Annotated in this window: 23 protein-coding genes, 1 tRNA gene, 1 other RNA gene and 1 pseudogene; 15 read left to right on the top strand and 11 right to left on the bottom strand. The window is 69.2% G+C overall.

The features are described 5' to 3' along the window. The first annotated feature begins 36 nt into the window (after positions 1-36). Genes NVV99_RS20310 through NVV99_RS20320 form a run of 3 tightly spaced genes read left to right on the top strand, consistent with a single transcriptional unit; the run spans position 37 to position 2,436 of the window. Positions 37-393 carry a non-heme iron oxygenase ferredoxin subunit gene (locus tag NVV99_RS20310; protein WP_006552493.1) on the top strand — a complete coding sequence of 119 codons (357 nt, stop codon included), beginning with the start codon at positions 37-39 and terminating at the stop codon, positions 391-393. Next, positions 390-1,988 (top strand): gamma-glutamyltransferase family protein, encoded by a 1,599-nt coding sequence (locus NVV99_RS20315; protein ID WP_024102764.1) that lies wholly within the window; start codon positions 390-392, stop codon positions 1,986-1,988. The genes NVV99_RS20310 and NVV99_RS20315 overlap by 4 nt, the downstream gene beginning before the upstream one ends. A 28-nt stretch (positions 1,989-2,016) precedes the next feature. Next, a complete protein-coding gene (locus NVV99_RS20320) occupies positions 2,017-2,436 on the top strand; it encodes a RidA family protein (protein ID WP_006552495.1) in 420 nt (139 codons plus the stop codon). A gap of 99 nt (positions 2,437-2,535) precedes the next feature. Here the strand turns inward: NVV99_RS20320 and NVV99_RS20325 are convergent, their stop codons facing one another. After that, entirely contained in the window at positions 2,536-3,114 is a 579-nt protein-coding gene (locus NVV99_RS20325) for a DUF2231 domain-containing protein (RefSeq protein ID WP_024102763.1), read from the bottom strand. Positions 3,115-3,355: 241 nt separating this feature from the next. Here NVV99_RS20325 and NVV99_RS20330 point away from each other — a divergent pair. Both NVV99_RS20330 and NVV99_RS20335 read left to right on the top strand, forming a co-directional pair. Beyond that, a pseudogene (locus NVV99_RS20330) lies at positions 3,356-3,525 on the top strand (DUF1016 N-terminal domain-containing protein); the annotation flags it as partial. Between the two features lie 239 nt (positions 3,526-3,764). Next, a complete protein-coding gene (locus NVV99_RS20335) occupies positions 3,765-4,025 on the top strand; it encodes a PDDEXK nuclease domain-containing protein (RefSeq protein ID WP_144376968.1) in 261 nt (86 codons plus the stop codon). Positions 4,026-4,058: 33 nt separating this feature from the next. On the opposite strand, the gene NVV99_RS20340 is transcribed toward NVV99_RS20335, so the two are convergent. Continuing rightward, positions 4,059-6,353, bottom strand: coding sequence for a DNA polymerase III subunit gamma and tau (locus NVV99_RS20340; RefSeq protein ID WP_024102761.1), 2,295 nt, complete (start codon positions 6,351-6,353; stop codon positions 4,059-4,061). Positions 6,354-6,484: 131 nt separating this feature from the next. Between NVV99_RS20340 and NVV99_RS20345 the strand changes: the two genes are divergently transcribed. Next, complete coding sequence (locus NVV99_RS20345) at positions 6,485-7,129, top strand: PadR family transcriptional regulator (RefSeq protein ID WP_024102760.1); 645 nt, start codon at positions 6,485-6,487, stop codon at positions 7,127-7,129. A gap of 4 nt (positions 7,130-7,133) precedes the next feature. Here NVV99_RS20345 and NVV99_RS20350 read toward each other — a convergent pair whose 3' ends face one another. Then, the gene (locus tag NVV99_RS20350) at positions 7,134-7,823 is read right to left on the bottom strand and encodes a GntR family transcriptional regulator (protein WP_006552499.1); all 690 of its coding nucleotides are present in this window, start codon (positions 7,821-7,823) and stop codon (positions 7,134-7,136) included. 125 nt (positions 7,824-7,948) lie between these two features. Here NVV99_RS20350 and NVV99_RS20355 point away from each other — a divergent pair, with 125 nt between their 5' ends. From NVV99_RS20355 to NVV99_RS20365, 3 genes are read left to right on the top strand one after another with little or no spacing between them, the layout of a single operon-like run. Next, on the top strand, positions 7,949-8,845 hold the full coding sequence (locus NVV99_RS20355) for a sulfurtransferase (RefSeq protein WP_024102759.1): 897 nt from the start codon (positions 7,949-7,951) through the stop codon (positions 8,843-8,845). A 59-nt stretch (positions 8,846-8,904) separates the two neighbouring features. Continuing rightward, on the top strand, positions 8,905-9,750 hold the full coding sequence (thiM, locus tag NVV99_RS20360; protein ID WP_024102758.1) for a hydroxyethylthiazole kinase: 846 nt from the start codon (positions 8,905-8,907) through the stop codon (positions 9,748-9,750). Then, a complete protein-coding gene (locus NVV99_RS20365; protein WP_024102757.1) occupies positions 9,750-10,856 on the top strand; it encodes an LLM class flavin-dependent oxidoreductase in 1,107 nt (368 codons plus the stop codon). Before thiM ends, NVV99_RS20365 begins: the two co-directional genes overlap by 1 nt. 21 nt (positions 10,857-10,877) lie before the next feature. On the opposite strand, the gene NVV99_RS20370 is transcribed toward NVV99_RS20365, so the two are convergent. The 5 genes from NVV99_RS20370 to ffs form a co-directional block, all read right to left on the bottom strand. Continuing rightward, entirely contained in the window at positions 10,878-11,654 is a 777-nt protein-coding gene (locus tag NVV99_RS20370) for a trypsin-like peptidase domain-containing protein (RefSeq protein ID WP_006552503.1), read from the bottom strand. After that, entirely contained in the window at positions 11,651-12,223 is a 573-nt protein-coding gene (locus tag NVV99_RS20375) for an HhH-GPD-type base excision DNA repair protein (protein ID WP_006552504.1), read from the bottom strand. The genes NVV99_RS20370 and NVV99_RS20375 overlap by 4 nt, the downstream gene beginning before the upstream one ends. A 22-nt stretch (positions 12,224-12,245) precedes the next feature. Continuing rightward, positions 12,246-13,658, bottom strand: coding sequence for a hypothetical protein (locus NVV99_RS20380; protein WP_242411675.1), 1,413 nt, complete (start codon positions 13,656-13,658; stop codon positions 12,246-12,248). A gap of 327 nt (positions 13,659-13,985) precedes the next feature. After that, positions 13,986-15,278, bottom strand: coding sequence for an aminotransferase class I/II-fold pyridoxal phosphate-dependent enzyme (locus NVV99_RS20385; protein WP_006552506.1), 1,293 nt, complete (start codon positions 15,276-15,278; stop codon positions 13,986-13,988). Positions 15,279-15,325: 47 nt separating this feature from the next. Then, positions 15,326-15,420, bottom strand: an RNA gene (gene ffs / locus NVV99_RS20390) — signal recognition particle sRNA small type. 117 nt (positions 15,421-15,537) lie between these two features. Here ffs and NVV99_RS20395 point away from each other — a divergent pair. Beyond that, positions 15,538-15,625, top strand: a tRNA-Ser gene (locus tag NVV99_RS20395). 85 nt (positions 15,626-15,710) lie between these two features. Beyond that, positions 15,711-15,974, top strand: coding sequence for a hypothetical protein (locus NVV99_RS20400; protein WP_006552507.1), 264 nt, complete (start codon positions 15,711-15,713; stop codon positions 15,972-15,974). Between the two features lie 23 nt (positions 15,975-15,997). On the opposite strand, the gene NVV99_RS20405 is transcribed toward NVV99_RS20400, so the two are convergent. Next, positions 15,998-17,047: a DUF1524 domain-containing protein gene (locus NVV99_RS20405; protein WP_041803950.1), complete on the bottom strand. Its 1,050-nt coding sequence runs from the start codon at positions 17,045-17,047 to the stop codon at positions 15,998-16,000. 138 nt (positions 17,048-17,185) lie between these two features. Between NVV99_RS20405 and NVV99_RS20410 the strand changes: the two genes are divergently transcribed. Both NVV99_RS20410 and NVV99_RS20415 read left to right on the top strand, forming a co-directional pair. Further along, on the top strand, positions 17,186-17,851 hold the full coding sequence (locus NVV99_RS20410) for a YoaK family protein (RefSeq protein ID WP_024102754.1): 666 nt from the start codon (positions 17,186-17,188) through the stop codon (positions 17,849-17,851). Positions 17,852-17,904: 53 nt separating this feature from the next. After that, the gene (locus NVV99_RS20415; RefSeq protein ID WP_024102753.1) at positions 17,905-18,489 is read left to right on the top strand and encodes a TetR/AcrR family transcriptional regulator; all 585 of its coding nucleotides are present in this window, start codon (positions 17,905-17,907) and stop codon (positions 18,487-18,489) included. Between the two features lie 53 nt (positions 18,490-18,542). Here NVV99_RS20415 and NVV99_RS20420 read toward each other — a convergent pair whose 3' ends face one another. Further along, positions 18,543-19,280 carry a 3-hydroxybutyrate dehydrogenase gene (locus NVV99_RS20420; protein ID WP_006552511.1) on the bottom strand — a complete coding sequence of 246 codons (738 nt, stop codon included), beginning with the start codon at positions 19,278-19,280 and terminating at the stop codon, positions 18,543-18,545. Then, positions 19,277-20,665, bottom strand: coding sequence for an MFS transporter (locus NVV99_RS20425; protein ID WP_024102752.1), 1,389 nt, complete (start codon positions 20,663-20,665; stop codon positions 19,277-19,279). The genes NVV99_RS20420 and NVV99_RS20425 overlap by 4 nt, the downstream gene beginning before the upstream one ends. 123 nt (positions 20,666-20,788) lie before the next feature. Here NVV99_RS20425 and NVV99_RS20430 point away from each other — a divergent pair, with 123 nt between their 5' ends. Further along, entirely contained in the window at positions 20,789-21,688 is a 900-nt protein-coding gene (locus tag NVV99_RS20430; RefSeq protein WP_006552513.1) for a LysR family transcriptional regulator, read from the top strand. A 9-nt stretch (positions 21,689-21,697) separates the two neighbouring features. Beyond that, positions 21,698-22,630 (top strand): tRNA glutamyl-Q(34) synthetase GluQRS, encoded by a 933-nt coding sequence (gene gluQRS / locus NVV99_RS20435; RefSeq protein ID WP_019290296.1) that lies wholly within the window; start codon positions 21,698-21,700, stop codon positions 22,628-22,630. The last annotated feature ends 74 nt before the right edge of the window (positions 22,631-22,704 follow it).

Consider the following 22,704-nt stretch of genomic DNA (forward strand, 5'->3'; position numbering starts at 1 on the left):
GCGACACCGACCCTCGACAAGCCTGGAGGAAAGACCATGGAGTTCAAGCGAGTGGCCCGATCCGGGCAGGTGCCCGAAGGCATCGTCCGCCGGTTCTACGCCGAGGACTACGAGTTCGCCATCTCCCGACTGGACGGCAAGGCGTACGCGACGTCCAACTACTGCTCACACCTCGACTGCTTGCTGTCGTCCGGCAAGCTCGTCCAGGACGGCATCGGATGCTCCTGCCACGGAAGCGCATTCGACCTCGAGACCGGTGAGCCGATCTGCCCGCCGGCCACGGAGCCCATCAAGACCTATCCGTGCGAGGAGCGCGACGGCGAGATCTTCGTCGGGATCGACCCCGCCGAGCCGCCGGAAGGACCCCGTCGACGTCGGATGCGATCGGCATGAGTCGGCGCGCGACACGACCGGCGACGGTCGCGACCGGAGGCATGGTCGCGTCGAGTCATCCGCTCGCGAGCCTCGCCGGGGTCCGCGTCCTCGAGGACGGTGGCAACGCCGTCGACGCGGCCCTGGCGACGGCAGCGGTCACGTGGCTGACCCTGCCCGGGCAGTGCGGCATCGGCGGCGACGCGTTCGCCGTGGTCCGCGAGCCCGACGGGTCGGTGTGGACCGTCAACGGCAGCGGTTACGGACCCGACGGCGGTACACCGGATTTCTACCGGGCACGGGGACTCGACGCGATCCCGCTCGACGGGGCGCTCGCCGTCGCCGTTCCCGGCGCACCCGCCGCGCTGGCGGCACTGCACCGGCGGGGAGCGAGCAGGTCGCTGCCCGAACTGTGGGCGCCGGCAGCCCGGATCGCCGAGAGCGGCCTGCCGTGCTCTGCGAAGACCCGAACCGATGTGCAGACCGCTCTGCATGCGATCCGCGGCGACGCCGGACTCGCCTCGGTGTACGCACCGGGCGACCGGGTCCCGCGCCTCGGCGACGTGCTTCCCCAGCCCGATCTGGCCCGCACGATCCGTGCCCTGGCCGAGGATCCGGCATCGTTCTACACCGGCACGCTCGCCGAACGCTGCGTGGCTGCGCTGCAGGGGGGCGGAGCACCGTTCAGCGGCGACGAATGGCAGGCCGGGGCGTCAGTGGACGCGGAGGCGGCGCTCACCGGCAGCTATGCCGGTCACGTCGTGCACCAGACCCCGCTCCCCACACCGGGATGGATGGTGCTGCACCAGGCCGCCCTGTGCGACGACGCGCTCGGCACCCACCCTGTGCTCGGCGCGGCATCGATCGACCGGATGGCCCGCGCGGCCACCGTCGCCTTCGAAGACAGGCTCCGCTGGTGCTCGTCGGACAACGACGGGGTCGCACGGGTGCTCGATCCCGCGAACATCGCAGCCGGTCGCGCACGGATCGACGGGCGTGCACCGGCCGAGGCGTTCGCCGTCTCCGCCGGGGACACGACGTCGTTCGTCGCCGTGGACTCCGAGGGGCGGGCGGTGTCGTTCATCCACTCGCTGGCGTTCACCTTCGGAGCGAAGCTCACCGTGCCCGGCACCGGCATCGTGCTCAACAACCGGCTCGGTCGCGGTGCCTACCTGATCGACGGGCATCCGAACGAGGTGGCGCCGCGCCGCAAGCCCCTGCACACACTCAACGCGTGGATCGTCACCGACTCGGCGGGTGAGCTGCGGCATGTGGGCAACACGCCCGGTGGCGACGGCCAGGTGCAGTGGAACATGCAGTTGCTGTCGCACCTGCTCGACCACGGTCTCGACCCCCAGGAGGCGGTCTCGGCGCCGCGCTTCACCGTCTTCCCGGGATCGGACGCCAACGTGCTCGGCGAACCGACCGCATTGCGGATCGAAGGCGACGTCGCCGACGGCGTGTGCGACGAACTGCGCGAACTCGGCCACCTGGTGGAAGTGCTCGAACCACTCGACGCCGAGGGCAGCGCGCAGGTGATCTCGATCGACGACCGCGGGGTGCTCTCCGGCGGCAGCGATCCACGACAGGAGGGGGTGGCTCTGGGTGTCCTCTGACATTGCTTCGCAATGGGTGTCCACTGATGTGACCGCTGTCGCACCGCGTCCGCAGGGGCGATACGTCCCGGCCGTGTTGGCCGGCGACACCGTCCGCACGGCGGGCATGACCCCACGGCGAGACGGCGAGCTGATCCTCACCGGACGGGTCGGTGCGGAGGTCACCGTCGAACAGGCCCGGGCCGCCGCGGTCGTCGCGGTGGGCAACGCGTTGGCAGCGATCCGCGCGACGCTGCCGGAGGGCACGTCGTTCCGGCCGGTCGAGATGGTCGTCTACGTCGCGAGCGCGCCCGGTTTCGTCGATCTGTCGGTGGTCGCGGACGGCGCGTCGGACCTGATCGAACGCGAACTCGGTGTGGATGCGCTACCGGCGCGCACCGCCGTCGGCGTCCACACCCTGCCCGGCGGGGCACCGCTCGAGATCGCGCTGACCGCCGTGTGCGGATAGACGGAGGTTCACAACCGAGAAACGAGGCTCACAATCCTGGTGGTCGACCACCAGGATTGTGAGCCTCATCTGTGGATTGTGAACCTCGGGGACGAGTGTTCAGCGCTTGGCGCCGATGTCCTCGAGTTCGGCTGCAAGATCGACACTCTCGGACGGTCGCTGCCACCGATACACTCCGCCACCCTGGGCGTAGGAGAGGTGACCGCCGAGAGCGCCACCGACTCCGACCGCGCCGAGACCGATCAAAGTCCACATCGTCCCCGCCCGGTCGTGGCGGGCATGTCGCGCGCGATAGGACGTCGCCATGCAGATCACCCCGATCGCGTTGGACACGGCGTGCACCGCACCGACCCTGCGCTGAGGGGCATCCTCCAGGGTGGAGAAGTCGGTGTAGCCGGTGACGATCGTCGGGACCGCCGCGCCCAGTCCCAACGCGACGAGTCGCCGGGACGCGGTGCGCTGCCCGGGCAGCGCGTCCAACGCCGCCGCGGACACCCACGACCCGATCGGGACGGTGACGAGGAGCGGATGGACGGGGTGTCCGAGCCAGGAACCTCGGAGCAGGTCGTCGACGACGGAGCCGTCGAGGACTCGCCGTATGCGCTGCGCGATGCGCTCGGCGGGCCGATCCACAGCGTCGAACGATTCGACGGCGCGCAGGAGTTCGTGCAGGTTCATGATGAGGCGATACCCGTCGGCAACAGATACGAATCGCCGGGTGAGCGCGATACGACGGCACCCTTCGATCGCTGGCCATGACGACGGCGGCATTCGTATTTCTGTCGTATCCCGAGGGCACCATGTGGCCGTGACCGAGAAGACCATCGGCTTCCCGAGGACTATCCGCAATTCCTGGACGAACTCGAAGCACAGGTTCGTCGACCAACTGGCCAGGGACCTGCGCTCCGAGTTTCCACACATGCGCGGTCTCTCGCGCCGCAATCTCTTCTACATGCGGTCCTTCGCGGACGCCTGGCCCAGGAAATAGTGCAACAGCCTGTCGCACAATTGCCATGGGGACATGTGACGGTCCTTCTCGAGAAGCCCGACAACCGAGAGCTTCGCGACTGGTACGCAGCTCGCGCAGCAGAACACGGGTGGTCGCGTCACGTTCTGACTCATCAGATCGTCGGGCAGTTACATCGCCGTGTAGGTGCCGCGCCGTCGAATTTTCCGGACCATCTTCCTCCACAGGACTCCGACCTCGCACAGCAACTCGTCCGCGGCCCGTACATCTTCGATTTCCTCGATCTCGACGAGCGGGCCGCGGAACGAGAACTCGAAGCGAGCCCGAGTACGCCGGCAAACTCGGTTTCTACGTCTCCTGGGTGGACGAGAACCTGCGAGTCGCGGACCGGCACGCACCGACGATCGGGATCCTGCTGTGCGCGGGGCGCAACGACCACGTGGTGCGCTATTCGCTCGCGGGCACGACCGCTCCCTTGGCGGTTGCGAACTACACCTACGACACCCTGCCCGAACCCATCCGCGAACTTGTGCCTACCGACAGCGAACTCGCCGACGCGGTCGATGCGACCTGGGACGAGCTCACGACGGACCGCACCGACGGAGACAACCTGCAGACCTGACACCGTTCGTCGGCCACTCCAGGCCCGGTACGACTACTTCTCGTCGAGCGGTTTCGCTCCCAGCACGTCCTTGAGCAGCTCGATCGCGACTTCTTCAGGATCGCGGCGCGTCGACGGGTCGCCGGGCGTGGCGGCCTCGGCGAACATCTCCTCGACGTCCGCCTCCGTCATCTGCGACGGGTCGGGCGGCGGTGCGTCGTAGCCCGGGCCCGGATCGTCGGGAAGGTCGGGGGCTTCGGGCGGCGGGATGTCGTCGACGCTCTCTACGGACGGACGCGTGAACGTCGGAGCAGCCGACGGTGCGGCCGCCGGTCGCTGCGGCGCGGCGGGGGCTTCGGCGGGTGCGGGCGGCGCGGCATTCTTCGCCTGGCTCGGCCGGGAGAAACGCGGTTGACCCGCCGGGCGCGAATTCTTTTCGGGCGCCGGGGTTCTGGCAGGTGCCTCCGCAGCAGCGGATCCGTGGACGCAGGTGACCTCGAACTCTCCACCGAAGACCGCCTTCAGCGCATCGGCGATGACCGTGGCGTTGCGCGCGTCGGCGAGTCGCTTCGCGAGCGGAGCGGAGTCGTGCACGAGCACGACGCGGGTGCCGTCGACCGATCGGACGGTGGCGCCCGAGAGCATCACCTCGACGGTGCGGCTGCGTTCGCGGACCTTCGCGCGCACCTCCGACCACACGCCCCGCATCTGGGCTGCGTCGGGACCGCCTGCCGCGCGGGCGGGTTCGGGCTCGGGCTCGGGCTCGGGCTCGGGCTCGGGCTCGGGCTCGGGCTCGGGCTCGGGCTCGGGCTCGGGAGCAACCGGATCCTCGGGAGCGGGCGGCGGAACCTCCTGTGCGGCAACCTCGTCGGGCACACTCTGCGGCTGTGGAGCCTCCGGGACGACGGGAGGTTGCGCGGCGGCGGGAGGCGGTGTCGGGGCAGGTGCCGGCTGGGCAGGTTCGGGCTGCACCGGTGCCTGCTGGGCAGGGGGTTGCTGGGCAGCTTCCGGCTGCGGCTGAGCGGCCTCGCGGGGCTGAGCAGTCTCGTTGGACGGTGCGGCAGGCGCCGCCTCCGCTGCCCGGCGCTGGGAGGGACGCTGGAAACGTGCCGCGGGTTCGTCGGGCGAGATGGGCGGTGCGGCAGGCGCGGCGGGTACTGCCACCGGCTTCGGCGCGACACCTCCCGCCGGGGCTGCGACGATGCCCTGCTCGAGTCGTTCGAGGCGTTGCAGGACAGCGGTTTCCGCGTCGGACGCCGCGGGGAGCAGCATGCGCGCGCACATCACCTCGAGCAGCAGACGCGGCGACGTCGCACCGCGCATCTCGCCGAGCCCGGCGTGCACGATCTCGGCGTAGCGGGTGAGGGTGGCCGGGCCCAGGCGGGTCGCTTCGTCGCGCATCCGCTCGAGGACGTCGCCGGGTGCGTCGACGAGTCCGCGCTCGGCGGCGTCGGGGACGGACTTCATGAGGATGAGATCGCGGAGGCGTTCGAGAAGGTCGACGGCGAAGCGACGCGGGTCGTGCCCGGCGTCCATGACCTTCTCGACGGTGCCGAACAGCGCCGCGCCGTCGCCGGCCGCGAGCGAATCGACGGCCTCGTCGATGAGAGCGACGTCGGTGACGCCGAGCAGCGACAGGGCGCGCTCGTAGGTGACGCCCTCGGGGCCGGCACCGGCGAGGAGCTGGTCCATCACCGACAGCGAGTCGCGGGGGGATCCACCGCCGGCACGGATGACCAGCGGATAGACCGCGTCCTCGACCGGCACGTTCTCCTGGCCACAGATCTGCTCGAGCAGACCCCGCATCGCCGTGGGAGCGAGGAGCCGGAAGGGATAGTGATGCGTGCGCGACCGGATGGTGGGCAGCACCTTCTCGGGCTCGGTGGTCGCGAAGACGAAGATGAGGTGCTCCGGCGGCTCCTCCACGATCTTGAGCAGGGCGTTGAAGCCCTGCGTGGTGACCATGTGCGCCTCGTCGATGATGAAGATGCGGTAGCGCGATTCGGCCGGAGCGTAGAACGCGCGGTCGCGGAGTTCGCGGGTGTCGTCGACACCGCCGTGGCTCGCGGCGTCGAGTTCGGTGACGTCGAGGTTGCCTCCACCGCCCGGACCGAGCGACACGCACGACCGGCACGTTCCGCACGGCGTGGACGTGGGGCCGGTCTCGCAGTTGAGCGAGCGGGCGAGGATGCGCGCCGAGGACGTCTTGCCGCATCCACGAGGACCCGAGAACAGGTAAGCGTGGTTGATGCGGCCCGTGTCGAGCGCCGTACTGAGGGGCACGGTGACGTGCTCCTGCCCCACCACCTCCGCGAAGGTCGCAGGTCGATACTTCCGGTACAGAGCCACGCGCCGAGCGTACCGGCGGCTCCCGACATGCACGGAGGTCGGTCCGTTGACATCTGTGGCCGAGACCACTGTTGCGTTAACGATATATCGAGATCTATCGTGATCGTATCGACATAGAAGGAGACGCACGGATGCGAACCCACGAACATCCCCGCGGCCGTCGCCGCGCCATGCACGATCGAAATCTTCCCGGCGGCCCGTTCCGCGCCGACGGCCCCCGCCGTCGCGGACACCACCCGCACGACGAACCCGGCTTCCGCCCGCACCGCGGTGGCGGCGGACGGGGACACGGCGGCCCGCGAGGAGGACGACGCGGCCGAGCACAGCGAGGCGACGTCCGTGCGGCCGTGCTGCGCCTGCTCGGCACCGAACCGATGCACGGCTACCAGCTCATGGAAGCGATCGCCGAACGGACAGGCGGCACCTGGCGCCCCAGCCCCGGCGCGATCTACCCGACGATCTCCCAGCTCGAGGACGAAGGACTCGTCACCGTCGAGAAGGAGGGCGGACGCAAGCTCGTCTCACTGACGGATGCGGGCCGCACGTACATCGACGATCCGGAAAACGAGCTCCTCGACCCCTTCGCCGCTCACGATCCCGATTCCGACGCCCCCGACCTGCGACTCGCACTGCGCGAACTGCAGGTCGCGACGCGGTCGGTCGCGATGGGCGGTTCCGACGCCGAGGTCGCCGCGGCACACGCGGTCCTCACCGGAGCCAAGAAGTCGCTGTACCGGATCCTCGCCGGCGACATCGACACGTCCGATCAGGAGTGAAGGCTCAGCCGCGGGCGAAGAGGCGGATGCGCTGCTCGCGGCTGCGCTCGAGATGAGCACGCATGTGTTCGCGGGCCGCGGACTCGTTCCGCGCCCGCAAGGCGTCGAGGATCTGCGCGTGCTCCCGGTTGAGCAGATCGGGCTCGCCGTAGTTGGACGGCGGCCCGGAGTCGTAGATCCGCAGCTGGGTGGTCAGACGCACGAGCAATGTCGTGATCGTCGTGTTGTGCGCGGCCTGCCACAGCGCCTCGTGGAACCGGAAGTTCCCGATGCGCACCGCGCCGTCGTCGGTGGCTGAGCAGCACGAATCGTGCAGTCGCTCGAGCCGGGCCATGTCGAGATCGGTGTGCCGGATCGCCGCGGCGCCGGCCGCCTCGGATTCGAGCGCGACGCGCGCCGCATAGATCTCGATGACGTCCTCGGGGGTGCCCGAACGCACCCGGAAGCCGCGACTGGCCCGTTCGAGCAGACCGTCGTGCGCGAGCCAGTTGAGCGCCTCGCGGATGGGGGTGCGGGACGCCCCGTAGGTCTCGCTGAGCTGGGTCTCGTGCAGAGCGGCGCCGCGTGGGAACTTCCCCGCGAGGATGTCCGAGCGCAGGCGCAGGTACTGCTTGGAGGTCTGGTCGTCGCGCCCGGTGGGCGATTCGACGAGAAGAGAGCTCTCCAGCTCGGCCGTCGCGTCCTGCTCGGTCATCTACACCCTCCGTAGGCATGCCGTTTACGTGCGCCGATTATGCCACCGTGGACTTACGAATACTTGCGTATACGTTATTCGTCGTTTAGCGTCGCTCCTCGAACACGACGAGAGGACCCAAACGCGTGACCGAGGCGGCTTTCCGGGACGAACAGGTGCTGATCAGCGCCGAAGAGCTCGCGAGCGACCCCGGCGCCCACACGGTCCTGCACGCCACGGTCACCTTTCCGAAGCCCCGTTTCGACGGCGACTACCGTCCGGAATCCGGCTACGCGACCTGGCGCGCCGCGCACATCCCGGGCTCCGTGCACGCCGACCTGCTCGGCGGATTCAGCGCCCCCGGCACCGACCTGCACTTCTCCCGCCCCGCCCCGGACGACCTCGCGGCCGCCCTGACCGAACTCGGCGTGACCCCCGACACCGACCTCGTGATCTACGACGACGGCGGCATGACCTGGGCGTCCCGGCTGTGGTGGATGCTGCGCAACATCGGTGTCTCCGCCCGCGTCCTCGACGGCGGCTTCGCCCGCTGGACCGCGCTCGACCTGCCCGTGGAAACCGGCGACGCCGCCGAGCGCACTGCCACCACATCCCGGACCGGGCTGCCCGACCACGGCCTGTGGCGCGATCGCGACGACGTGCTCGCCGTGGTGTCCGGTGACGCACCGGGCACCCTCGTCTGTGCGCTCGACGCCGAGCAGTTCGCAGGCACCGCCACCACTCGTTACACGCGCCGCGGGCACATCGGCGGGAGCCGGAACCTGCCGGCCAAGAGCCTGCTCGCCGACGGCGTCCTGCGGAGCACCGATCGGATCGCCGAGCTGGCCGAGCAGGCCCTCGCCGATACCTCCCGGCCCCTGATCCTCTACTGCGGTGGCGGCGTCTCGGCCTGCCTGGTGGCGCTCGCACTGGTCCGGACGGGCCACGACGACATCGCCGTCTACGACGGATCCCTCGAGGAGTGGACCGCCGACCCCGCACTCCCCATGCGGACACTCGGAGAAGGGAAGGGCGACGCATGATGCGATGTCCGCGATCCTGACCCGCTTCGTCCCCTCCCCTCCTCCCGACAGGATCTCCCGTGACCACGACCCCCACCATCGACGATCTCGCCGTCACCCTCGACGCCCTGCGCGCGCAGACGCCGCTGGTGCACTCGCTGACCAACATCGTCTCGGCCAACTTCCTCACCAACGTGCTGCTCGCCGCAGGCGCCAGTAACGCGCACATCGACAACGCCCACGAGGCAGGCGATTTCGCGCGCATCGCCGGTGGAGTGCTCGTCAACCTCGGCACGCCCTTCGACGAGACCTCGGTGGCCTTCACCCGCGCGGCCGAGGCCGCGCACGACGCCGGCACCCCGTGGGTCCTCGATCCCGTGGGCGTGGGCGGACTGGCGTGGCGCACCTCTCTCGCCGCCGACCTGCTGAAGTTCCGTCCCACCGCGATCCGCGGCAACGCCTCCGAGATCATCGCGCTGGCCGGTCTGGGCGGTGACACGCGCGGCGTCGACAGCGCCGACGAGGCCGCTGCTGCCGTGCCTGCCGCGCTCGCGCTGCTCGACCGTGCGGACGCCGTGTCGGCCTCCGGTCCCGTCGACTACCTCGTCGGCCGCGACCGCGACGGCGGGATCGTCGGATTGCGCATCGCCGGTGGCAGCGCCATGTTGCCGCGCGTGACCTCCACCGGATGCTCCCTCGGTGGACTCGTCGCGGCCTATCTCGCGGTCGCGGAGATCCCTCTCGTCGGCCTCGCGGCCGCCCACACGCACGTCGCCGTGGCGTCCGAGATCGCCGAGGAGAACTCCACCGGCCCCGGCTCCTTCGCCGTCGCCTACCTCGACGCCCTGTTCGCCGTGGACGCCGGCACGCTGCGCGCCCGCGCCCGCGTCGAACCGTTCGAACTCCCCTCGAAGGACACGAAGTAATGCCCCTCAAGACCTTCTGGTATCTCACCCAGGCCGACGGCGACTACCCCTGGAGCCCCGGCGGGTTGTACCCGGTGGACGGGCAGCGGCAGATCGAACTCGCGAAGACCATCGACGACGGCGGCTTCGAAGGTGCGCTCGTCGCGACCTGGCCGAACGACCCCTTCATCTCGGCGACCTGGGCTGCGGCGCACACCAGCCGGATGAAGTTCCTCGTCGCGATCTACGCGAACATGATGCCCGCGCGACTGCTCGCCGAGAAGGCCCTGACCTTCGACGCGTTCAGCGGTGGCCGCCTGATGATCAACTCGGTCAACGGCCGGGAGAACATCCTCACCAAGTACGACATGAACGTCGAGCACGACCGGAGGTACGAGCTCGGCGAGAAGTACTGGGACGAATTCCGCCGGATCTACGCCGAGGGCACCGAGTCGAACTTCCCGAACACCCCGTTGCGTATCGACGCGCCGGCCGACCGTTCGGTGCCACTGTGGGGCACGGGCGACTCCCCCGCCGGCCTGCAGAACGCCGGCAAGATCCTCGACGCCTATCTGATCATGCTGCGTGAGACCTCGTTCGTCACGCAGAAGTTCACCGCTGCCCGCGAATCCGCTGCTGCGGAGGGACGCGAGTACACCGATTTCGGCGCTCTGTCCGGCGTCATCGTGCGTCCGAATCGGGACGAGGCACTCGAACGGTTCCGGTCGCTGTTCGAGAAGGCCGGCATCGAGCAGATCCAGGACGTGCTCGACCGGGCGGTGCGCCGCCGCACGCACAGCAAGCAGGATCTGAAGACCTTCACCGCGCGCGACGCGCAGCGGCAGGGCTGGGTCGACACCATCAACGCCGGCAAGCTGCCCGAACCCGAGGACCTGTATCTCGGCGACGGCCTCTACGCGGGCATCACCGCGTGGTCACCGCTGGACATCTTCGCCACGGGATCGTCGGCCGTCTACTACGTCGGCGACCCGGACGAGATCACCGGCCACGTGCGCACCCTGCGCGACGCGACCGGACCGACCTCCCTCATCCTCGCCGGATGGCCGCTCATCGACGAGGCGAAAAACGTTGCCGAACACCTGATTCCGCGTTTCGAGAAGCTCTGACGGTAACGCCGGCGGGATCGGTCAGGGGGTGTCGACGAGACGGAACCCCGAGCCGATCCCGTCGCGCGCGTCGATCTCGGCGAGGATCCGGTCGGCCCGCTGGTAGGCGGCGAACCTCGTGTCGGGAACCTGCCGGTCGTCGGAGACCGCGGTCTGCGGGAACCGGTAACCCACCGACAGTCCCATCCATTCGCCCGTCTCGGTACGCACGAGCGGCCCGCCGGAATCGCCCGGTCGCATGAGCAGCGGCGAGGACATCAGGTTCCCGTCCACCCGCACATCGCCGGTCGCGCAGGCCACCGACGTGCTCCGCCCTGCCGCGCAATGTGTTCCGGCCGGCAGCTCGCCTTCGCCGAACGCCGCGACCGATTCGAGCACGACTCGCTCTCCCCGGTCGTTGGGCACCGACGTGTTCGATCCCCGCACGCGGGTCTCGTCGAGCAGGACCACCGCGTAATCGGCGATCTCGTCGGTGGGGAATCCCAGCTGATCGACCGAACCCGTACTCGCGACGTCCGTTTCGGTTCCGATCGGCCCTCGGTGCTGCTCCTCGACCTTCCAGACGGGCGACGATCCCGTCTGATAGCAGTGCCCCGCCGTGATCGCGACGAGCCGACCCGCGTCGTCGTGACCGACCGCCGCCACGGAACACCAACCCGGTGTCGGCTCCGCGGAGAACACGATCCCGTCGCCGGGCCGGAGGACGACCCGGTCGTCTCCCCCGCCGGCCGAGGCCACGCCCACGGTTCCCCCGGCGAAGGCGACGGCGGCGCCGCACACCGCTGCGACGCGTCTCATGACTTCTTCGCTACCTTCATCGACTTCTTGAACTCGCGCACCTCGCGCAGCGACTGCTCGTCGACGACGTCGGCGATCGACCGGCGCGCATCCTCGTGCCCGTAGTCGCCGGCGGCCTCGCGCCATCCCTCGGGCCGCACACCCATCTGCTTGCCGAGCAGCGCCAGGAAGATACGTGCCTTCTGGTCGCCGTAGCCCGGCAGCTTCTTCAGCCGCCGCAGCACTTCCTTGCCGTCCGGGTCGCCGGACGTCCACAGTGCGGAGGCGTCGCCGTCGTAGTCCTCGACGATCGCCGCGCACAGCGCCTGGATCCGCTGTCCCATCGACTTGGGGAACCGGTGGACGGCCGGTTGCTGCGCGCACACCGCGACGAACTCGTCGGGGTCGGCCGACGCGATGCGGTACACGTCGAGACCGCCGAGACGGTCGGCGAGCTTCTTCGGTCCCGCGAACGCGACCTCCATCGCCACCTGCTGGTCGAGCAGCATGCCGATGAGAAGCGCCAGCGGGTTCTCGGCCAGCAGTGCGTCGGCGTCGGGATCTCCGACCAGGTTCAGCGTCGAGGACATGCAGACGATCATGCCCTGCGCGTCAGGGGCGGCGCCACACGACCACCGCGATCACGATGCCCAGGGTGAGCGCGATCGACGTGGTCAGAGCATGCAGCCAGTGCGGGAACAGCGTCGGTTGCGAGGTGTCCGGAACGGCGGCCAGGGCGGCGAACAACGCCACGACGGCGATGACCGACGCCGCCGCGGACCAGCCCTTGGCCAAGCGGGTATGCCTCGCACCGCGCAACTCGGCACTGCGCAGCAGGGCGTGCTCGACGATGTCCACGGCCTCGGACAGTTCCGCGTCGAGTTCGGCCAACTCGTCGGCGACCCGGCCGGCCATGAGTGCTCGCAGCTGGGTGGGTTGCGTCCACGAGTGGAACCGGTCGTCGTGGATCGATTCCTTGCGCAGCAGGGCCCGTTCCATCCGGCGCGCCTGCATGATCGCGATGTCGTCGAGGACCGTGGCCAGCCGATCGCCGCCGAGCCCGTCGGGGTGGCGCAGATGCTCCATGGTCGTCCAGTAGTCGGCGGAGGCCCGGGCCCGCACCGCCACCCACGGGATGAGCCCGTAGATCATCTCGCGGGTGCCGTGCCCGACATAGTCGCTGCCGAGGGCGGTGGCCTCGAGGTCGAACAGCACCGCACCGGAGTCCTCCCGCACGGCGATGGTGGCTCCCGGCTGCACGGGCCGGTCCACCAGCGGAACCCGGTCCCACTTCCACAACACACCCCAGGACCGTGCCGCCGCGCGGGCCTCCGGTCCGATGCGCGGGCCGTCGACGAGCGAGCGGACGCGTTCGCCGCCGCTCGAGACCACTTCCACGACCATGCCCTCGGCGACCTCGCGATCGCCGACTCCCCGGTGGCGGTGGACGACGAGCTCGTGCAGGTGCTGATAGGTCGTCGGCGCACACAACCGCCTGTTCAGTCCGGGAAACACGTCGTTCAGGCAGGCGTCGGCGGTCAGTTCGAAGGGCGCGAGGAACTTGCCGAGCACCGGGCGCAGACCGGCGCCGTCGCGGTCCTGCAGCGGGTCGCTGCGCCAGTCGACGAGCGGCGACCCGTGGTCCGACAGCGATTCCAGCGCCAGGACGAGACCGTGGCCGGGGACGTCCCACAGCGACACGCACGTCGCGGGGTGTCCCACATACGGTCGGGTTGTGTCCGGCGCCTCACGCAGCGACCCCGTCGACGCACCGAACGAGATCTCCGGTCGTGTCGGGTCGACGACGTGCCGGAACGCGAGCAGGCACGGCGGACGCACACCGTGGTCCGTCTCGGGCTGCTCGGCGATGCGTGCCGGCAGGAAGGGCTCCACCTTCTCGACGGGTGGGACCCGCGGGGGCGTCTCGGGCGCCGCCTCGATGTCGAGCGCCAGTAGGAACACCTTCAGTACACCGAGACACCCCGTGACAGATCCGACGGCCGATACGCCGACTCCGGAATTCACGAGAGCGCGGTTTTCCATCACACTCACCACTTCCGAACCCGCCGCACGGTATGCGGCGACCCTGACCAGCGAGTATGTCAGGTCGGTAGGGGAAAGCAAGTCGCGGTGACGGCGGGCACCGAGAATGCCCCGACCAGGGCCGATCCGAGTTGTCCACCGCCCGTCCACGTGTTGTGCACAACTTTATCCACAGGCTGGGAACAAACTCACACCCGGAGTGCAGATTCTTGTCGACGGAGGTACGCAACAAAGAATCGAGGCTCGCAACGCCGGCAGTGACTGCCGATGTTGCGAGCCTCGTCCTCGCGTTGCGTACCTACCCACGCACTACTTGTCGGCGAGCGCCTTCTCCGCTGCGGCCAGCAGCACGCAGGTCGCGACACCGTCCATGGCCTTCTCGAGCTCACCGAGCGAAGGGAAGCTCGGTGCGAGGCGGATGTTCTTGTCCTCGGGGTCCTTCTTGTACGGGAACGCCGAACCGGCACCCGTCAGCGCGATACCCGCCTCCTTCGCCAGGGCGATGACGCGGGCCGCCGTGCCCTCGACGACATCGAGGCTGATGAAGTAGCCGCCCTCGGGCTCGGTCCACGACGCGACCTTCGACGTGCCGAGACGCTCCTCGAGGATGCGGCGCACGAGCGCGAACTTCGGCGCGAGGATCTCGCGGTGCGTGGCCATGTGGGCACGCACACCCTCGGCGTCGCGGAAGAAGCGCAGGTGACGCAGCTGGTTGACCTTGTCGGGACCGATGGTCTTGATGCCCAGGTACTTCTGGTACCAGGTGAGGTTCTCGGTGGAGCTGCCGAAGAAGCTCACGCCCGAACCGGCGAAGGTGATCTTCGAGGTGGACGCCAGCGCGAACACGCGGTTCGGGTGACCGGCCTGCGCGGCCAGACCGAGGATGTCGATCGCGGGCGCGAGGTGCTCGGTGAGCGGGTGCACCGCGTAGGCATTGTCCCAGAAGATGCGGAAGTCGGGAGCGGCCGTCGGCATCGACACCAACTCGCGGGCGACCTCCTCGGAGTACACCGCGCCGGTGGGGTTCGAGTAGGTCGGCACAGCCCACATGCCCTTGATCTGCGGGTCGTTCGCGACGAGATCGGCGATGAACCGCACGTCGGGGCCGTCCTCGCGCAGCGGCACGGGGATCATCTCGATGCCGAGCGACTCGGTGATCGCGAAGTGCCGGTCGTAGCCGGGCGCCGGGCACAGGAACTTGACGACCGACTCCTGCGACCACGGGCGCGGCGAGTCGACGGTGCCGTGCAGCAACGACCAGACGACGAGATCGTGCATGATCTCGAGGCTCGCGTTATTTCCTGCGACGAGGTTCTCGACCGGGATGTTCAGCAGCTCGGCGAAGATCGCGCGCAGCTCGGGCAGGCCGGTGAGGCCGCCGTAGTTGCGGGTGTCGGTGCCGCTGCCGTCGCGGAAGTCGTCGGCACCCGGCAGCGACAGCAACTCCGCGGAGAGGTCGAGCTGCTCGGGCGAGGGCTTGCCGCGGGTCAGGTCCAGCGTCAGCTTCTCCGACTTCAACCGTTCGTAGTTGGCGGACTGGCGCTCGTGCTCTGCAACGAGTTCCTCATGGCTCATCAACCCGTACTGGGTCTGCGTAGGCATGCGGAGGGACCTTTCACCGTGCACGGTGACACGGGCATCGGCGGAAATTAAGAGGACCCCGCGCACCCGGCAGAGCCCGTTGACCCTTGCTGCCTTCCGGCCCTGGGGGAGTTCACAGGATGCGCGCCGCGCGGGATCCATCGGCAAGTGTAGAGGAACGAGCGCCTCGGCGGCGAACCCGCCCCCGCAGCACCCCTGGAATCAGGGTGGGACGTGCCCGTTTGGCAAGTTGGGGTCTCCATTCGGTATGCTTCCCCACGGAGGATTCGCCTAGTGGCCTATGGCGCTCGCCTGGAACGCGGGTTGGGTTAACGCCCTCAGGGGTTCAAATCCCCTATCCTCCGCCACGGAACCCCGTGGGGCGCACAGCGTCCCACGGGGTTTCTGCTTTTCCGGTCCCCGTGTTCGCGTACCGGGCCGATCTCGGGCACGATGCGTCTCGTGACCGCGGACGACAATTTCCCGCTCGGCGGCGACGCCGACCACGAGCAGGCTTCGGTCTGGGTGGAGATGCTGGACCGGGAGATCGACGAGGTGTCCGCAGCCATCGAGAAGACCGAACAGAAGGCCCTCGCCGAACACCGGGTGGGGGCCGTGGACCGGGCGCGCCGGTTCGACGCCGAGGTCGAGCGGCTGGGCGCCCAGCTCCGCGAGCTGCACCGCATGCGCCGCAATCTCACCCACCGCTTCAGCTGACCGAGAGATCACGGCGGTGTGTGCTACTCGCAGGCGACGCCGTCCCCGTCACCGTCCATCTTCGGCCGGTAGCCGGGCTCTCCCACATACAGCGGTGCGGCTCCCGCGGCCCGGGCCGCCGCGCAGTTCTTGTAATACACCTCCGCCGGAGCAGGGGCCGGCTCGGCGGGGGCGGGTGCAGGTGCAGGTGCAGGAGCCGGCGAGGGTGCCGGCGCAGGTGCGGGCGCCTGGCGCGTCGTCGTGGTGGGCGCGGGTGCAGCTGCGGGAGCCCCACCTCCGCATTCGGTGAGGACCCGCGCCATCGCGTCGTGCTCGGCCTGCGTCACCCACAGGCCGTAGATCGCCTTGACCTCGATCTGCCGCGCGACATACGTGCAGCGGTACGCGCGGTTCGGCGGCAGCCAGGTGGCGGCGTCGCCGTCGCTCTTCTGCTGGTTGGTCGGCCCGTCCACGGCCTGGAGGTTGCGCGGGTCGTTGGCGAAATCGGCCCGGGTGCCCGCGTCGAGTTGCTGCGCGCCCTTCTGCCACGCGTCCGACAACGCGACGACGTGGTCGATCTGCACCGCGGTCGAGGTGTCCTGCCCGCGGGTGAACGCGATCGTCGTACCGGTGTACAAGTCGTTCAGGGTTCCCGACGCGACGACGCAGTCGCGGGTACCGGGCCGGTAGACGATATCGACGAGGTCGCGTCGCAGGATGTCGTTGCGGGTGTCGCAGCCGTTGCCCCCGAACTCCACCGACACGTCGTCGCTCCACGCCTGGCCGAACAGGTCGCGGCTGTACCCGGTCTTGGGCGCGCGCCCCTTGATCGGCAGGGTCGCCAGCCGGGCCAGGGCCTCCGACGAATCCGCCGACGCTGCCGGGTTCGGTGCGGTCGTCGAGGTGGAGCGCGTCGTGGTGGGGGACGGTGTCGTCGTGGGGGTTTCGGAGCTCGGCACCGGGGACTGTTCGGAAGTCGCCGCCGGAGCGACGGAAGTGTCCTCGGTGGTCGAATCACAACCGGTGAGGGTCAGACCCGCGACCGTCGCGACGACGAGCAGGGACAGCCGGGACGACAAGCGGGGCAAGGACATCGAGGGAACTCCTGAGAACGACGGCGCCGGACGGCTCCCCTTGTCCATCGCGCCCACAACGCCCGGTCGTTACACCGCGTAAGTATCCGCGAGCCGACGTCGTCGGCATCCGGCGGGAACGGTTCCTACTATCGTCTGGTGGTCGGTTACGGCAGGCAATTGCAGGGACTCGCGATCGCGTTGTCCTCTCTCGCAGGGTTCATCGATGCCCTCGGTTTCATCACCCTGGGCGGCGTCTTCGTGTCGTTCATGAGCGGCAACTCCACGCGCTTCGCGGTCGGGACGGCCGACGGTGCGTGGCAGACGGTCACCCTCATCGGCGGTGTGCTCGCGCTGTTCGTGCTCGGAGTGATTCTCGGCAGCGTGGTAGCGGAACTGACCGACCGAGACCGGCGGACCCGCAAGACCGCCGTCCTCGCGACGGTGACCGTGTTGCTGACGATCGCCGCCGCGGCCGTCTTCGTGGACTGGACGCCGGTCGCCGTGATCGCGATGACCTTGGCCATGGGAACGGAGAACTCGGTGTTCCGGCGGCTCGGGGAGACGACCGTCGCCCTGACCTACATGACGGGTGCGCTGGTCAAGATCGGGCAGCGGATCGCGGCGGCGTTCTTCGGTGGTCCGCGCTGGAGCTGGCTGCCCTATCTGGGCCTGTGGGGCGGCCTGGTGACGGGCGCCGTTCTCGGCGCGCTCGCCCACCGGGTGCTGGGGCTGCACGCCCTGTGGATCGCAGCGGCGTTCGCAGCCGCGCTGACGGTGTCGGTCCGTTTCCTCTCAGATCGCGAGCTCACCGACGGGGTGTGATTCCCGCCTCCCCGTACGTTCGTATGGTGGAGAGCTCGGCTACGGTGCTCCCCATGCGCACGCGCCCCTACATCACCACCAGCCCCACCAGGCTTGCTGCGGCCCTGCTCGACGTGGCCGCACGCAACGGTCTCGACGCGGCGAGTGTGCGGGAGGTGGCCAACGAGGCAGGGGTCTCGATCGGGGCGGTGCAGCACCATTTCCCAACCAAGGACGAGATGCTCGCGTACTCGTTCCGCACGCTCTCGGACCGGGTGCTGAACCGGCTGACGAACGTCGATCCCGACATCGATCCGGCGCGCACCCTGTTCTCCGCGCTCAGCCAGCTGCTCCCCCTCGACGAGGAACGTGGCAGCGAGGTGCACGTGATGTCGGCGTTCGCCGTGCGGGCGGTCACCTCCCCCACGCTGAGCGCCATCCGCACCGCCACCCTGTTCACGATCCGCACGGGCATAGCGCGCGTATTGATCCGCGCCGGTACACCCGACCCGGAGACCCGGGCCGCTCTGCTGCTCTCGGCCGCGAACGGGCTCGCACTCGACGCGGCGGCGAGCCCCGAGCTCTACCCGCGCGAGTATCTGACCCACGCTCTGCACGCCCAGGTCCAACTCGTCCTCGACGGCGCCGACGCGCACTGACCCGCGCCCCGGAATCCGGGACGCGGGTCGGTGATTGCAGTCGGACCGTCCTGTCAGTGGGCCGACCAGCCGCCGTCCATCGTGTACGACGCGCCGGTGACCATCCCGGCTTCGTCGGAGGCCAGCCACGACACGAGCGAGGCCACCTCCTCCGGCTCGACCAGCCGGGTCACCGCCTGATCGGTGAGCAACACATCCGAGAGCACGCGATCCTCCGGGATGTCGTGCGCGCGGGCCTGTTCCGAGATCTGCTTCTCCACCAGCGGGGTGCGGACGTAACCCGGATTGACGCAGTTGCTCGTCACGCCACGGGGACCGCCTTCGAGCGCGACGACCTTGGAGAACCCCTCGAGGCCGTGCTTGGCGGTGACGTACCCGGCCTTGAACGCCGACGCCCGCAGCCCATGGACCGACGAGATGTTCACGATCCGGCCGAAGCCCCGCTCGTACATGCCGGGCAGCGCGGCCTTCACGAGCAGGAAGGGCGCCTCGACCATGAGCGTCTGGATGCGGCGGAAGTCGGCGAGGGCGAAGTCCTCCACCGGCCGCACCACCTGGATGCCGGCGTTGTTGACGAGGATGTCGACGTCGAGGCGGAGACCGTCGAGGCCGTCGGTGTCGAGCAGGTCGACACCCCACGCCTCTCCCCCGATCTCGTGGGCGAGCGTCTTCGCGGCGACCTCGTCGACGTCGGCGACGGTCACGCGGACTCCCTGCCGGGCGAGGGCGCGGGCGCAGGCCGCCCCGATCCCGCCGACACCACCGGTCACGAGTGCGGTGCGGGCCCTCATGCCGAGATCCTGGCGTTCTCGGCGGCCTTCTTCTGGGCGACCGTTTCCGCGTCCGCGGCGTCGATGTCGCGCAGCGAGATGCCCTTCGTCTCCCGGGCCACGATCACCGCGACGATCGTGATCAGCGACGAGCCGAGCAGATAGAAGGAGATCGGGACCGACGACTCGAAGCGGCTGAGCAGACTCGCGGCGATGATCGGGGCGAGCGACCCTGCGACGATCGAGGTGACCTGGTAGCCGAGGGAGACGCCCGAGTAGCGCATGCGGGTCGGGAACATCTCCGCCATGATCGCCGGCTGCCCCGCATACATGAACGAGTGGAAGACGAGTCCGATGACGATCGCCGAGATGATCCACGCACTGTTGCCGGTGTCCATCATCGGGAAGGCGAGGAAGCCCCAGGCACCGGCGGTGACGGCACCGATCATGTAGACGGGACGGCGTCCCAGCGTGTCCGACAGTCGTCCGACCATCGGGATGATCACGAAGTGCACGGCGTGCGCGGCGAGCATCCACCACAGGATGTGGCTGGTGTCGGCACCGACGACGATCTTCAGATAGGTGATCGAGAAGGTGACGACGAGGTAGTACATGACGTTCTCGGCGAACCGCAGGCCCATGGCCGTGAACACGCCGCGCGGGTAGCGCTGGAGCACCTCGAAGACGTTGAACGACGTCTCCTTCAGCTTGTCGGCCTCCTGCTGCGCCTCGAGGAAGATCGGGGCGTCGGTGACCTTGGTGCGGATGTAGTAGCCGATCAGCACGATGACGGCCGAGAGCCAGAACGCGACTCGCCAGCCCCACGACAGGAAGGCCGATTCGGGCAACGTGGTGGTGAGGACGAGCAGGACGATCGTCGCGAGGAGATTGCCCATCGGCACACCGGCCTGCGGCCACGACGACCAGAATCCGCGCGAGCGATCGGGGCTGTGTTCGGCGACCAACAGTACCGCGCCGCCCCACTCGCCGCCGACCGCGAAGCCCTGGATGAACCGGAGCGTCACGAGCAGTGCCGGCGCCCAGTACCCGATGGCACCGAAGGTCGGCAGGCAGCCCATCAGGAAGGTCGCGACGCCGACCATGATGATGCTGGTCTGCAGCAGCTGCTTGCGTCCGAACCGGTCACCGAAGTGGCCGAAGACGATCCCACCGAGCGGCCGGGCGACGAAGCCCACGGCGTAGGTGACGAACGCCGCGATGATCGCGTCGAGTTCGTTGCCGCCGTCGGGGAAGAAGACTTTGGCGAAGACGAGGGTCGCGGCGGTGCCGTAGAGGAAGAACTCGTACCACTCGACGACGGTGCCCGCCATGGACGCACCGACGACCCTGCGCAATGCCGACGGTGAACTCTCCGGTCCATCCGTTCGTGCCTGTTCGACGCTCATGCCTGCACCCTCCCGGGACGCTGTGTGACGGGGAACACTTCCAAACACATATGCCGAGTATCGGTACGCACATTTGCATCCACAATGACGCGATTCGCAGATGCGATCTGCAAAACTGCACACATGAGCGTGCCCTCGGCCGATGACCTCCTCGTCCTGCTCGCCGTCGGGCGCAGTGGCAGGTTCACCAGCGCCGCCGACGACCTGGGCGTCAACCACACCACGATCTCCCGGCGGATCGCCGCGCTCGAGCGCAGCCTCGGCGGTCGCGTGCTCACGCGGTCGGCGGCGGGATGGGAACTGACCGACCGCGGTCGCGAGGCGCTCGAGGCCGCCGAACGCATCGAGGCCGCGGTCGGAAGTCTGCGGAACCCCCGGGGTGAGCGCCGCCTCGAGGGCGTCGTGCGTATCTCCGCCACCGACGGCTTCAGCGCCTACATCGCCGCCCCGGCCGGCGCGCTCGTGCGGCAACGCCATCCGGGTATCTCCGTCGAGATCGTCGCGACCACCCGTCGCGCCTCACAGCAGCGGTCCGGCATGGACATCGAGGTGGTCGTGGGACGCCCGCAGGTGCATCGGGCCGAAGCGCACCGTCTCGCCGACTACAACCTGGGCCTGTATGCCTCGCGCGATTATCTCGCCACGCACGGTTCCCCGTCGTCGGTCCGCGACCTGCGTGAGCACACCCTCGTGTACTTCATCGATTCGATGCTGCAGGTCGACGATCTCGACGTCGCGCGGCGCATCGCCCCCGACATGCAGGATTCGATCAGCTCGACGAACGTGTTCGTGCACGTCGAAGCGACCCGCGCCGCCGGAGGACTCGGTCTGCTGCCGTGCTTCATGGCCGATCGGCACCCCGATCTCGTCCGGGTCCTGCCCGGCGAGGTCGAGGCGCGTCTGGCCTACTGGCTCGTCGCACGCTCGGAGACGCTGCGGCAGCCGGAGGTCGCGGCCGCGGTCGCGGCGATCCGGGAGGTCGTGCACGCCCAGCGAGCGGTACTCCTGGGGGTCGCTCGATAGAGTGCACGGGTGTCACTTTCGGACGAGGACGAAGCAGGAGCGGGTCGCTTCGCACCGAGTCCCTCCGGCGACCTGCACTTGGGCAATCTGCGCACCGCCGTCCTGGCGTGGTTGTTCGCGCGGTCGACCAACCGTCGGTTCCTGGTCCGCGTCGAGGATCTCGACCGGGTGCGTCCCGGCGCGGAGCAACGCCAGCTCGCGGATCTCGCGGCGATCGGTCTCGACTGGGACGGCCGGGTGGTCCACCAGTCCCGCCGCCGGCGCCTGTACGACGAGGCGATCGCGCGGCTCGAGCAGGCCGGTCTGACCTACGAGTGCTACTGCACCCGACGCGAGATCCTCGAGGCCACCTCCGCACCCCACGCCCCTGCGGGCGCCTATCCGGGCACCTGCCGCAACCTCACCGACGAGCAGCGGGCCGAGCGCCGGGCCTCCGGCCGCGCCCCCGCGATCCGGTTGCGGGCGACCGAGGAGTGGTTCACCGTCCACGACCTGCTGCACGGAGATTTCACGGGCATCGTCGACGATCTCGTGTTGCGCCGCAACGACGGAACCCCCGCGTACAACCTCGCAGTGGTGGTGGACGACGCCGACCAGGGCATCGATCAGGTGGTACGCGGAGACGACCTGCTCACTTCCGCGCCCCGGCAGGCCTGTCTCGCACACCTTCTCGGACTGTCGGAACCCGTCTACGCGCACGTGCCGCTCGCGCTCGACAAGGAGGGTAAGCGACTGGCCAAACGGGACGGCGCGGTGACACTGGCCGATCAGCTCGCGCTCGGTCACACGGCCGCCGACGTGCTGGGCACGATCGCCGTGTCGCTGCGACTCGCCGACCCCGGCGAGCCCGTGTCGCCGGAACTGTTGCTGGACCGCTGGAATCCCGTGAGACTCCCCCGCGATCCGTGGGTGTTCACCCCGTCGGAGGAAGGCATCCGATAGGACACGATGCGGACATAGCGGATGCGGACCCGAGGTGATGTCCGTACTCTCTCGGAAGTGTCCGATCCCGGAGA

The organism is Rhodococcus sp. PAE-6, from assembly GCF_025290685.1.
GTDB classification, from domain to species: domain Bacteria; phylum Actinomycetota; class Actinomycetes; order Mycobacteriales; family Mycobacteriaceae; genus Rhodococcus; species Rhodococcus pyridinivorans.

Excerpts from the sequence above, each read along its gene's own strand:
- NVV99_RS20310 (WP_006552493.1), top strand. The coding sequence starts at position 37 with ATGGAGTTCAAGCGAGTGGCCCGATCCGGGCAGGTGCCCGAAGGCATC.
- NVV99_RS20315 (WP_024102764.1), top strand. The coding sequence starts at position 390 with ATGAGTCGGCGCGCGACACGACCGGCGACGGTCGCGACCGGAGGCATG.
- NVV99_RS20325 (WP_024102763.1), bottom strand. The coding sequence starts at position 3,114 with ATGAACCTGCACGAACTCCTGCGCGCCGTCGAATCGTTCGACGCTGTG.
- NVV99_RS20345 (WP_024102760.1), top strand. The coding sequence starts at position 6,485 with ATGCGAACCCACGAACATCCCCGCGGCCGTCGCCGCGCCATGCACGAT.
- NVV99_RS20350 (WP_006552499.1), bottom strand. The coding sequence starts at position 7,823 with ATGACCGAGCAGGACGCGACGGCCGAGCTGGAGAGCTCTCTTCTCGTC.
- NVV99_RS20365 (WP_024102757.1), top strand. The coding sequence starts at position 9,750 with ATGCCCCTCAAGACCTTCTGGTATCTCACCCAGGCCGACGGCGACTAC.
- NVV99_RS20370 (WP_006552503.1), bottom strand. The coding sequence starts at position 11,654 with ATGAGACGCGTCGCAGCGGTGTGCGGCGCCGCCGTCGCCTTCGCCGGG.
- NVV99_RS20375 (WP_006552504.1), bottom strand. The coding sequence starts at position 12,223 with ATGTCCTCGACGCTGAACCTGGTCGGAGATCCCGACGCCGACGCACTG.
- NVV99_RS20385 (WP_006552506.1), bottom strand. The coding sequence starts at position 15,278 with ATGCCTACGCAGACCCAGTACGGGTTGATGAGCCATGAGGAACTCGTT.
- NVV99_RS20400 (WP_006552507.1), top strand. The coding sequence starts at position 15,711 with ATGCGTCTCGTGACCGCGGACGACAATTTCCCGCTCGGCGGCGACGCC.
- NVV99_RS20405 (WP_041803950.1), bottom strand. The coding sequence starts at position 17,047 with ATGTCCTTGCCCCGCTTGTCGTCCCGGCTGTCCCTGCTCGTCGTCGCG.
- NVV99_RS20415 (WP_024102753.1), top strand. The coding sequence starts at position 17,905 with ATGCGCACGCGCCCCTACATCACCACCAGCCCCACCAGGCTTGCTGCG.
- NVV99_RS20420 (WP_006552511.1), bottom strand. The coding sequence starts at position 19,280 with ATGAGGGCCCGCACCGCACTCGTGACCGGTGGTGTCGGCGGGATCGGG.
- NVV99_RS20425 (WP_024102752.1), bottom strand. The coding sequence starts at position 20,665 with ATGAGCGTCGAACAGGCACGAACGGATGGACCGGAGAGTTCACCGTCG.
- NVV99_RS20430 (WP_006552513.1), top strand. The coding sequence starts at position 20,789 with ATGAGCGTGCCCTCGGCCGATGACCTCCTCGTCCTGCTCGCCGTCGGG.